Origin of the sequence: Enterococcus sp. DIV0294 (genome assembly GCF_050558155.1) — a bacterium.
GTDB classification, from domain to species: domain Bacteria; phylum Bacillota; class Bacilli; order Lactobacillales; family Enterococcaceae; genus Enterococcus; species Enterococcus faecalis.
Map to the genome: position 1 here is coordinate 1 of NZ_CP187890.1, position 9,199 is coordinate 9,199.

Here is a 9,199-nt window from a genome sequence, read left to right on the forward strand (position 1 = left end):
ATGGCAAACGAACTTGTTAAGTATCATTCAGAATTAAATACCATTCCTTTGAGGAAATTTACTCCTGTAGAAATGAACTTGTTCTTCTCTATTGTTTCTAGAATGCGTGAAAAAGGCGACAAGACAGTTCGTTTTACTTTTGACCAATTAAAAGAATTAAGCAATTATAAAGCGACTGCTAATATGCGTTTCATTGATGATTTAGAAGAAACATATAAAAAAATTTTAGAGTTGCGATTCGGCAGGAGAAGTCAAAGTGGCTTAACTAGAGAATTTTTTGTGATGTTTACTAAATTCAAAATTAACGGTGATACTGACGAACCTTATGTAGATATTCAAATTTTCGAAGATGCACTTCCTCTGTTAAATGACTTAGATTCTTGGGTTCGCTACTCATTACAACAATTCAATGAACTACAAAGTAGTTATTCTAAAACCATGTTTCGTTTATTGAAACAATTTCGTACCAAAGGATATGCGTATTTCTCTAAAGAAGACTTTCAAGAATTGTTAGATATTCCAAAAAGCTATAAACAAGGAGATATTGATAGAACTGTTTTACAGCCTATTAAACAAGAACTTACTGCTATCTTCAAAGGTTTATCAATTAAAAAGAAATATGGAAGAGGTCGCGGTAAACCCGTTATTGGTTATCAATTCACGTTTAAACCCGAGATCAAAAATGCTAATGATTTCAATAAACATGCCCCTACTAAAATCGAACAGAGTCAGGCGTTATCTCAGGTAAACGGGCAAAAAAATTATGAAGAACAACTAACAACTTTGGACGATAAGATTAAAGAACAAGAGCGTAGATTAGACTTATTAAAACAACTCAAAGAATTAGAGCAAAATAAAAAAGACGAGAAAAGCTTGCAAATACAGACCGAGAATAAAGATAGATTTACTCTTTCAAAAAGGGATAAAAAAGATATACTTAGCGGTTTACAAAATTTCAATAAATTATAGTAAGAAGCACATAGTTTAGCAGCAATATAAATATATTAAACCAACTATATCAAATATCTATTGAATACCTTAAATAAATTTATTTTCAATACTTTACTTTTGGAGGGATTGCTATGTTATTTTTACTAAAATTTATTACGCTATTAAGCATTATTTCTTATTTATATCTATGTATTATGTATATGAAAAATATGGACAAATATAAATTATTAGCATTAATACTTATAGGGGGCTGCATTTTATTATCTATCGTTCTAAGTATATTTAACTTATCGTTTATCTTAATTAGACTGTCTCTATTACTTGGATTATCTGGCCTTTTACTATTGCTTAAACCAGCCATTAAAAATACATTTAAAGATGATTTTTCATTTTTAGAAGGTATAGCATTAAGTGCTATAACATCAAGTTACTTAGTAAGCTTAATTTCATTATTTATACGGTCTTAATTATTATTGTGCGTTTTTCTAAAAGGTAATACAAATATAATAAACCTGTGGTGCTAGTTGATTTTTCTTAAAATCAACTAGCACCACAGGTTTATTATTACGTTAAAGGAAAGAGCCCATAATATATTAATTTACTTAATTAAATAGTTCAGTACAATGTATATACATTGAGTAAAAAAGAATAACACAAACATTGTTTGATTTTTTTTTGTTAAAACTGATTTCTTTTTTAAAATTATATATAAAAATATAATAGTAATTATGCTCAACAATTCTAACAAATTAGTTAACAGACTTAAATTGAAAGGTACTATCATAGTAAAAACCATTAGAATGAATACGCTAAAGAAAAATGTATAAGCTTTTTTTATTGCATGATCTGAATAATTGATATCAATTCCAATTAAAATGTATAAAAATGTTATAAAATTAAAAAAGGTTATGATGCTTATAAAAATATCCATATTTATCTCCTTAAAAATAATAAAAACATATGGCGTTAACGCCATATGTTTTTATTATACTCTTTAATTATACATTCTTCCACTTATTTTTATTTCCTTCTTTTCCAATTCCTTTTGCAAGACCTGTAACAAAATCATATGCGGGTTGTAGCCATGGTAACCATTTTCCAGGTCCTCCACCAGTAATTGCTTTCAACTCATTATCTTCAATTACTTTTATATTACTTGCATTCTTAATGTTTTTCATATTAGCATATCTCCTCTATTTGATTTCGATTCTTAATGTTTCTTTCTATTAATTCTATCAGCTTGGTTTACATCACTCATATTACCTAATCCTTTTAAAATCCAATAAGCAGCTGGACCTACAGCATTACCTATTTTACTAAAAACCGACTCTCCCCCAATAGTTTTTTTCATTTCTTTTTCATTCAATACTTTATATTGCTTCATTTATCGTTCCCCCTAATTATTTTTGTAATATAATTCTGGAATTATATTACTTAATTTATTAAATCAAAGTCTTTTTATTATGTCAATTAATTATATAAAAAGGTTTTCAAAAATATTTTATTATAGTAATATTGATAAATGAATAATAACACAAGTGAGGAGAAACTTTGAAAAAGATTATTTACCAACAAGACGAAAAAGATTGTGGCGTAGCTTGTATTGCCATGATTTTAAAGCATTATAATACAGAAATACCCATTCACAAGTTACGTGAGTTGTCTGGAACAGATTTAGAGGGAACTTCCGCTTTTGGTCTAAAAAGAACTTTAGAAAAAATTGGTTTTGATTCTCCTGCTATTCAAGCTGATAATGAAGTATGGAAAGAAAAAGAATTACCGTTACCTTTAATTGCGCATGTCTTAATTGACAATAAATACATGCACTATGTCGTGGTTTATGGAATAAAAGGAGATACCTTATTAATTGCTGATCCAGATCCAACAGTAGGAAAAGTAAAAAAATCAATGGAAGAATTTTCCAAAGAATGGACAGGCGTTTTACTGTTACCTACACCTAAAGAGTCTTATACTCCTACCAAAGAAAAAGTCGCTGGATTGAGCTCTTTTTTACCCATTATTTGGCGTCAAAAAGGCTTAGTTTTTCACATTATTTTAGCGTCTCTTTTTATTACGCTATTTGGGATTGGGAGCTCCTACTATTTTCAAGGAATTTTAGATTACTTTATTCCTAATCAAGCACGTTCTACTTTAAACATTGTTTCGATTGGCTTGATTGCTGTCTATCTGTTCCGTGTCCTGTTTGAATACAGTCGGAGTTATCTCTTAGTTATCCTAGGACAACGCATGAGCATGGCCGTAATGCTTCAATACTTTAAACATGTTCTTACTTTACCTATGAACTTTTTTGCTACCCGTAAATCAGGGGAGATCATTTCTCGTTTTCTAGACGCAAATAAAATCATTGATGCCCTCGCCAGTGCAACCTTATCCGTCTTTTTAGACATTGGGATGGTCTTCTTAGTAGGGATTACCTTAGCCATTCAAAATGGTACATTATTCTTAATTACCTTAGCTTCGTTACCGTTTTATTTTGTGGCCATTCTAGCCTTTGTCAAAAGTTATGAAAAAGCCAATCAAGAAGAAATGGCGGCTGGCGCTACCTTAAATTCAAGTATTATCGAGAGCCTAAAAGGAATCGAGACGATCAAGGCCTACAGTGGAGAAGAAAAAGTCTATAATCGCGTGGATCGAGAATTTATTCGATTAATGAAAAAGTCCTTCCGGACTGTTACGCTAGATAATGTGCAACAAGGGATTAAACATGCTATTCAGTTAATCAGTAGTGCCCTTATTTTGTGGCTAGGTTCTTTCTATGTCATGGATGGTACGATTAGCCTTGGCCAATTGATTACTTACAATGCCTTGTTGGTGTTTTTCACGGATCCTTTACAGAATATTATTAATCTACAAGTCAAAATGCAAACAGCGCAAGTGGCCAACAAACGCTTAAACGAGATTTTTGCCATTGAACCAGAACAAACAAACGATTCTTCGGAACGCGAAATTCCAAATCAAACGTTCCAACAAGAAATAAGACTAGAAAATGTCTCCTTCTCCTATAACATGAAAGCACCTACCTTAAACAATATTTCTTGCACCATTGCACCGAAAAGTAAAATCGCCTTGGTTGGGGTAAGTGGTTCAGGGAAATCAACATTAGCAAAATTATTAGTGAACTTTTATGCGCCTTCAGAAGGAACCATTCGCTACGGAAAAATGAATCATTTAGATATTCCGTTTCAACAATTACGTGAACACGTCACCTATGTGCCGCAAGAGTCTTTTTTCTTTAGCGGGACAATTGTAGAAAACCTAACGTTTGGCTTACAGAACATGCCTAGTTTTGAACGGATTATTGAAGTGTGTGAAGCCGTTCAACTAAACACATTCATTGAACAACAGCCTTTACGCTATGACATGGTACTAGAAGAAGGAGGGGCGAATCTTTCAGGAGGACAACGGCAACGATTGGCGATTGCTCGTGCTCTTTTGAAAGACGCGGATGTTTTAATCTTAGACGAAGCAACTAGCGGATTAGACACACTATTAGAACATGCGATTCTTGATTATTTACTAACGTTAGAAGAGAAAACATTGCTTTTTATTGCGCACCATTTGCCCATTGCTAAAGCGTGCGATCACATTCTAGTTCTTCATGAAGGGCAACTGGTTGAACAAGGGGCTCATGACGACCTCCGTTATAATCAGGGGGTTTATCAACAGTTATGGGATATTTAGGAAAGGACAGAAAAATTGATGCAACAAAAGGATTGGCTCGATCATTCGAGTGTTTATAGCCAACAGCACCACACCTTCTATCGATGGGTCTTGTATCCTGTCATTCTTTTTTTGTGCTTAGGGGCCTTATTTTTAGCTTTTGCGAAAAAAGAAGTCGTGATTCGAACACCTGCACAACTAACGGCACAAAAGACAGAAAAACTACAAGTACCGGTAGAAGCAAAGATAAAAACAAATACTCTGAAAGAAAACCAAACAGTAAAAAAGGGCGAAGAGTTAGTCACTTTTGAAACAACCCCTTTGCAAAACGAAAAAAAACAATTAGAGCAAGAAAACACAACGATTGAGGAACAAAAAAAAGCGGCACAAACTTTTATTGACAGCCTAACAAATGAACAAAATTTATTTGAGACAGAAGATTCCTTCGGCTATAGCAATCAAGTAAAGAGTTTTCTGGCTGAAAAAGAGGCAACGCGCTATGCCTCAAAGCAAAGTGAAACAAACACACAAAAGGAGCAAGAAGCGTACAACAAAACCAAAGAACAACTAGAAAAACAACTAACTACGCGTCAAAAAGAACAAAAGGAATGGGAGCAGGTACGCACGGCATGGATCAATGAACAATCCCTAGAGGGATTTTCAACTGAAATCACATCCAGGTATCAGGCGTGGCAATCTCAATTAACCGACGTACCAGAAGAACAAAAGAAACAAATTAAAGCAACGACATTGGCTACAATCGACGAACAAATCAGTCAGGTAAAAAAAGAAATCGAGCAACTTCAAAGCGAACAATCAAAGCTAGTAGCGCCAACCACGTCTGATAATGAAGTAAGTAGTCAAACAGAAAAAACAAAGCAAACCAAAGAACTAGCCTTGGCAACAGCGAAACAAAAAGTGGTAGAATTAACCGAGACCCAAAAGAAAAATGAGACAGCACTGAAAACAATCAACGAACAACTCGCACAAAGTACGTTGAAAGCACCTATCACAGGAACTGTTCACGTAAATGAGGAAGTCAAAAACCAATTGGAAGTCCCGAAAGGCACAACGTTGGCAGAAATTTATCCGAAATCAAAAGACCCACAACTTACGTTTACCGCACTTATTCCTACGAGTGAAAGCATGAGAATCAAACCTGGAATGGCAATACATTTCAAACTGGATAAGAAAGGAGTAGCAACTAAAACAATCGACGGAACGCTAACGGAAATTTCAGAAAACAGTACGACAACTGAACAAGGAGCTTTTTATACAATAAAAGGCACACTAAAACCTCCAAAAGAGTTTACCGGTCGCTATGGTCTTACAGGGGAGCTTTCTCTCATTGTTGGAAAGAAAACCTATTGGCAACAAATCAAAGATATGTTATTAAATCAAGAATAGAAAAAGAGTGAGGGATTATCATGAATGAGTTAGAAAAACTACAAATCCAAGAACAAAAACTACGAGAAAAGAAAAAGCAACTACTCGCAAAGGAATACAGCCGTTTAGGACGTGCCTTTTACAAAAAAGCGAAAGTGAAATCCTTTGACGAAGCCCAACAAGCCGTCACCAATTATCAACCAGGAACACTCGGCATAACAAACGATCAAGTAGAAAAATTAAAACAGTTTGCTAATAACCTAACCTGGAATGAATCAGGCAACTATTGGTATACGAATGAGGTCAAAGAATTAACACAATTTTTGGCACAATTCCGCGAGGAAGTGTAAGTCGATTGAACGGGTTTAGTTGCTTCGATAATCCGAAGCAACTTTTCCTCCATTTATGGAGGAAAAAAGGGGCGTTTTCGAACAGAAAACCGACCCTGAAAACGTTGGAGAAAAATCGCCGTACAGGCGACCTTTTTCAAGCAACGTTCGGGGGATTGGGGGATACCCCCAACAAGCTATTTGTAGTACGAAGTGCTAGCAAATAAACTGCTTGCCAAAACCTCAGGATGGGCACATAATGAGGTTGCCTGTTTTGTTGGTAAGTGGTGACTGACTAAGGAACAACGAACCTACAAAACTTAGAGGAAAGGTGTAACCGAATAGGGCACAACTTGACGTTTTCTCTTGTGAGAGTTGTGAGTGACAAACGAACAATTGGCACTAGAGAAAGGCTAAAGAAAATTGACCGAATAGGGAATTTTTCTGGCGCGATCTTTTGATTTTTTTTCGTAGCCGTAGGCACGAAAACAGACAAAGGGAAACGACTGAAGAAGGAGTTTTCTCTGTCTGCTTGGGGTGAGATTGTCGAACAGACAACTCGCAACCCAAGTGACGGAACAAATCGGCGAACAGCCGACTTTGAGAAGGAAAGGAGCGAACACAATGACAGAAGAAAAAGAGCAAGGAGTGAACCGGAAATCCCCCAAAAAGCGCCACTATACGCAAGTGAATTTTCGTTTAACTGAAGCCGAGAAAGAACGCTGGCAAAAACAAGCCAGTAGCCTGAACATGACCTTACCAAAGTTCTCAAAACACTTGATTAATTTATTCTTTGATTCTGGGACAATCAAGCAACCAAAAATTGACAAACAACAAGGAACGGAAATTGCCCGCCACTTAGCCAAACTAGGCGGAAATGTGAATCAAATCGCCAAGTGGTGCAATACCCATCAACACGACATTTCAGACGTTCAGGCTAAACGGTTAGCCGAGAACTTAGCACACGTGCAAAAGGAGTTGAAACAGGTATGGCAACAATTAAACTAGCGCGTACCACCAGTTGCAATCGGGCCATTAGCTATGCGGAAAAGCGCGCCGTGGAAAAAGACGGCGTCAACTGCGAAATCACCAACGCCAAGCAAGAAATGGCCACGATTCGCCAACTCTTCTCAAAAACCGATAAAACACAAGCCCATTTGTGTATCCAATCCTTTAGCCCACAAGAGAGCCAACAACTTGGGCCAAAGAAAATCAATCAGTTAGGCATAGAATTGGCCGAGAAAATGGCCCCCAACCATCAAGTAGCGGTCTATACCCACGCCGACACAGACCATATCCATAACCATCTGGTGATCAATGCGGTGAATTTAGAAACCGGCAACAAATACAGCCACCATAACGACTTTCAGCGCGTATCTGCCCTCCATGACCAGCTATTGCAGGAACACCAGTTACAGATCGTCGAAAAACAAGCGGTGGAACGTCGGACCATGGCCGAACGAAAACTCGCCGAAAAAGGGCAATGGGTTTGGAAAGACCAAATCAGGCAGACAATCGACGCCTTGATGAAGGATAGCTCTATAAGCTCATATAAGGCGTTTAGAGAGGGTTTGGATCAAAGAGGTATAAAATTACATGAACGAGGTCAAAACGTCGTATACGAGCTTTTAGAGGGGAATAAGAGGGTTCGCGGAGCGAAGCTAGGAACAGATTATGAAAAGGACGTGATTAAACATGAGTTGGACCACCGAGAACAAACACGAACAATTGAAACACAAGCAAGAACGCTTGCAAATGGACTTAGAACGAGCGATTTTAGTCGAGGAAGTGACGAAATTACGCACGATCCAAGAAGAGATTCCCCAATTGATTTCAGAATGGGAACAGCAATTTCAGACCTTAAGCACCAACTTCGACAAGCAACAGAAACACCATCAGAACGAACTGAGCGAAAAAATCGAGAACGAGTTGAAGCACTTAAACAGACGGATACAAGACCAATTAGACACACTCATCAGCCAGAACCAGATCTTACACCACGACAATCAGGTCCTTCTCTCGGACTATGAAAACTACCTGGACAAACATGTCAAAGAAATCAATCAAGAATACCGCCTACTTGTCGAACACCAAGCCCTTGCACAGGTGAGCCATTTGAAAGAACTGACAGCAAACCTGGAAAAAGCACAAGAAGAAGTGCAAGAAGCGATGGGTATGTTCGCTAGAAAACAGTTAGCCCAGGCAAAAACAGTGAATAACATCAAAGACGTGGCCATGAGTGCCGTTTTTGTCTTGATTACACTCGCTGTTCTTTGGACAGTGGGCTATCTATTAGGCACGTTTTTCCAGGGTCGTTAGGGCTTGCCCTGACCGTCTGAAAGACGCAAACAAGGAAAACTATCAAGGAATGCTTAACTCGTCTTAGAAAGGCTGACAGTGGCAGTTAGGACGATCCCACAGGTCTCCTTGTTGTGGGTTTGCTTTTAGCGAGTGACCGAAAGGGAACGCTGCAAGTACAATGTGGGAGCAAAGCGAGCACTCCTTTTAGCGAACAACGTGAGCGAAGCATTTCCAGTTTATTGATTACGCGAACCAGTTTTTAGAAAAAAGAGGTCTTTTTTAGGCGGGAATTTTTGCCCCCCTCTTTTATAAACTCTTTTTAAACCTCTTTTAAACCTCTTTACCGTCGGCTGTACTCCACGCCCTCAAAGGAGTTTATCGTTTTATGAACGTAGTTTTGTCTGTTTATGAACGTAGTTTTGTCTGTTTATGAACGTAGTTTTGTCTGTTTATGAACGTAGTTTTGTCTGTTTAGAAGTTTCTTTATAAACGTATTACGTTTTACAAATACGTTTCAATATGGTAGTCTTTTCTTCAAGAGGTGACTATAT

At 37.0% G+C, this 9,199-nt stretch carries 9 protein-coding genes; 7 read left to right on the forward strand and 2 right to left on the reverse strand.

All coding sequences use genetic code 11. From position 1 onward, the window contains the following. Positions 1 to 969, forward strand: coding sequence for a replication initiation protein (locus IGJ20_RS13285; RefSeq protein WP_010773543.1), 969 nt, complete (start codon positions 1 to 3; stop codon positions 967 to 969). Positions 970 to 1,949: 980 nt separating this feature from the next. Here the strand turns inward: IGJ20_RS13285 and IGJ20_RS13290 are convergent. Together IGJ20_RS13290 and IGJ20_RS13295 are read right to left on the reverse strand one after the other, a co-directional pair. Further along, on the reverse strand, positions 1,950 to 2,129 hold the full coding sequence (locus IGJ20_RS13290; protein WP_010773550.1) for a lactococcin G-beta family bacteriocin: 180 nt from the start codon (positions 2,127 to 2,129) through the stop codon (positions 1,950 to 1,952). A 32-nt stretch (positions 2,130 to 2,161) separates the two neighbouring features. Beyond that, positions 2,162 to 2,335 (reverse strand): enterocin 1071A family bacteriocin, encoded by a 174-nt coding sequence (locus tag IGJ20_RS13295; RefSeq protein WP_010773549.1) that lies wholly within the window; start codon positions 2,333 to 2,335, stop codon positions 2,162 to 2,164. Positions 2,336 to 2,559: 224 nt separating this feature from the next. Here IGJ20_RS13295 and IGJ20_RS13300 point away from each other — a divergent pair, with 224 nt between their 5' ends. The 6 genes from IGJ20_RS13300 (at position 2,560) to IGJ20_RS13325 (ending at position 8,666) form a co-directional block, all read left to right on the forward strand. Next, positions 2,560 to 4,653, forward strand: a complete 2,094-nt coding sequence (locus tag IGJ20_RS13300) for a peptide cleavage/export ABC transporter (RefSeq protein WP_011117543.1) — start codon at positions 2,560 to 2,562, stop codon at positions 4,651 to 4,653. An 18-nt stretch (positions 4,654 to 4,671) separates the two neighbouring features. Continuing rightward, entirely contained in the window at positions 4,672 to 6,039 is a 1,368-nt protein-coding gene (locus IGJ20_RS13305) for a bacteriocin secretion accessory protein (RefSeq protein WP_011117544.1), read from the forward strand. Between the two features lie 20 nt (positions 6,040 to 6,059). Then, positions 6,060 to 6,368 carry a hypothetical protein gene (locus tag IGJ20_RS13310; RefSeq protein ID WP_010773555.1) on the forward strand — a complete coding sequence of 103 codons (309 nt, stop codon included), beginning with the start codon at positions 6,060 to 6,062 and terminating at the stop codon, positions 6,366 to 6,368. A 603-nt stretch (positions 6,369 to 6,971) separates the two neighbouring features. After that, entirely contained in the window at positions 6,972 to 7,355 is a 384-nt protein-coding gene (locus IGJ20_RS13315; RefSeq protein WP_011117545.1) for a MobC family plasmid mobilization relaxosome protein, read from the forward strand. Then, entirely contained in the window at positions 7,337 to 8,377 is a 1,041-nt protein-coding gene (locus tag IGJ20_RS13320; RefSeq protein ID WP_010773542.1) for a relaxase/mobilization nuclease domain-containing protein, read from the forward strand. The genes IGJ20_RS13315 and IGJ20_RS13320 overlap by 19 nt, the downstream gene beginning before the upstream one ends. Positions 8,378 to 8,462: 85 nt before the next feature. Further along, positions 8,463 to 8,666 carry a hypothetical protein gene (locus IGJ20_RS13325; RefSeq protein ID WP_430605294.1) on the forward strand — a complete coding sequence of 68 codons (204 nt, stop codon included), beginning with the start codon at positions 8,463 to 8,465 and terminating at the stop codon, positions 8,664 to 8,666. Positions 8,667 to 9,199: the final 533 nt, after the last annotated feature.

What these genes read in the sequence shown, in the direction of transcription:
- IGJ20_RS13285 (WP_010773543.1), top strand. Translation starts at nt 1, where the DNA reads ATGGCAAACGAACTTGTTAAGTATCATTCAGAATTAAATACCATTCCT.
- IGJ20_RS13290 (WP_010773550.1), bottom strand. Translation starts at nt 2,129, where the DNA reads ATGAAAAACATTAAGAATGCAAGTAATATAAAAGTAATTGAAGATAAT.
- IGJ20_RS13295 (WP_010773549.1), bottom strand. Translation starts at nt 2,335, where the DNA reads ATGAAGCAATATAAAGTATTGAATGAAAAAGAAATGAAAAAAACTATT.
- IGJ20_RS13300 (WP_011117543.1), top strand. Translation starts at nt 2,560, where the DNA reads ATGATTTTAAAGCATTATAATACAGAAATACCCATTCACAAGTTACGT.
- IGJ20_RS13305 (WP_011117544.1), top strand. Translation starts at nt 4,672, where the DNA reads ATGCAACAAAAGGATTGGCTCGATCATTCGAGTGTTTATAGCCAACAG.
- IGJ20_RS13310 (WP_010773555.1), top strand. Translation starts at nt 6,060, where the DNA reads ATGAATGAGTTAGAAAAACTACAAATCCAAGAACAAAAACTACGAGAA.
- IGJ20_RS13315 (WP_011117545.1), top strand. Translation starts at nt 6,972, where the DNA reads ATGACAGAAGAAAAAGAGCAAGGAGTGAACCGGAAATCCCCCAAAAAG.
- IGJ20_RS13320 (WP_010773542.1), top strand. Translation starts at nt 7,337, where the DNA reads ATGGCAACAATTAAACTAGCGCGTACCACCAGTTGCAATCGGGCCATT.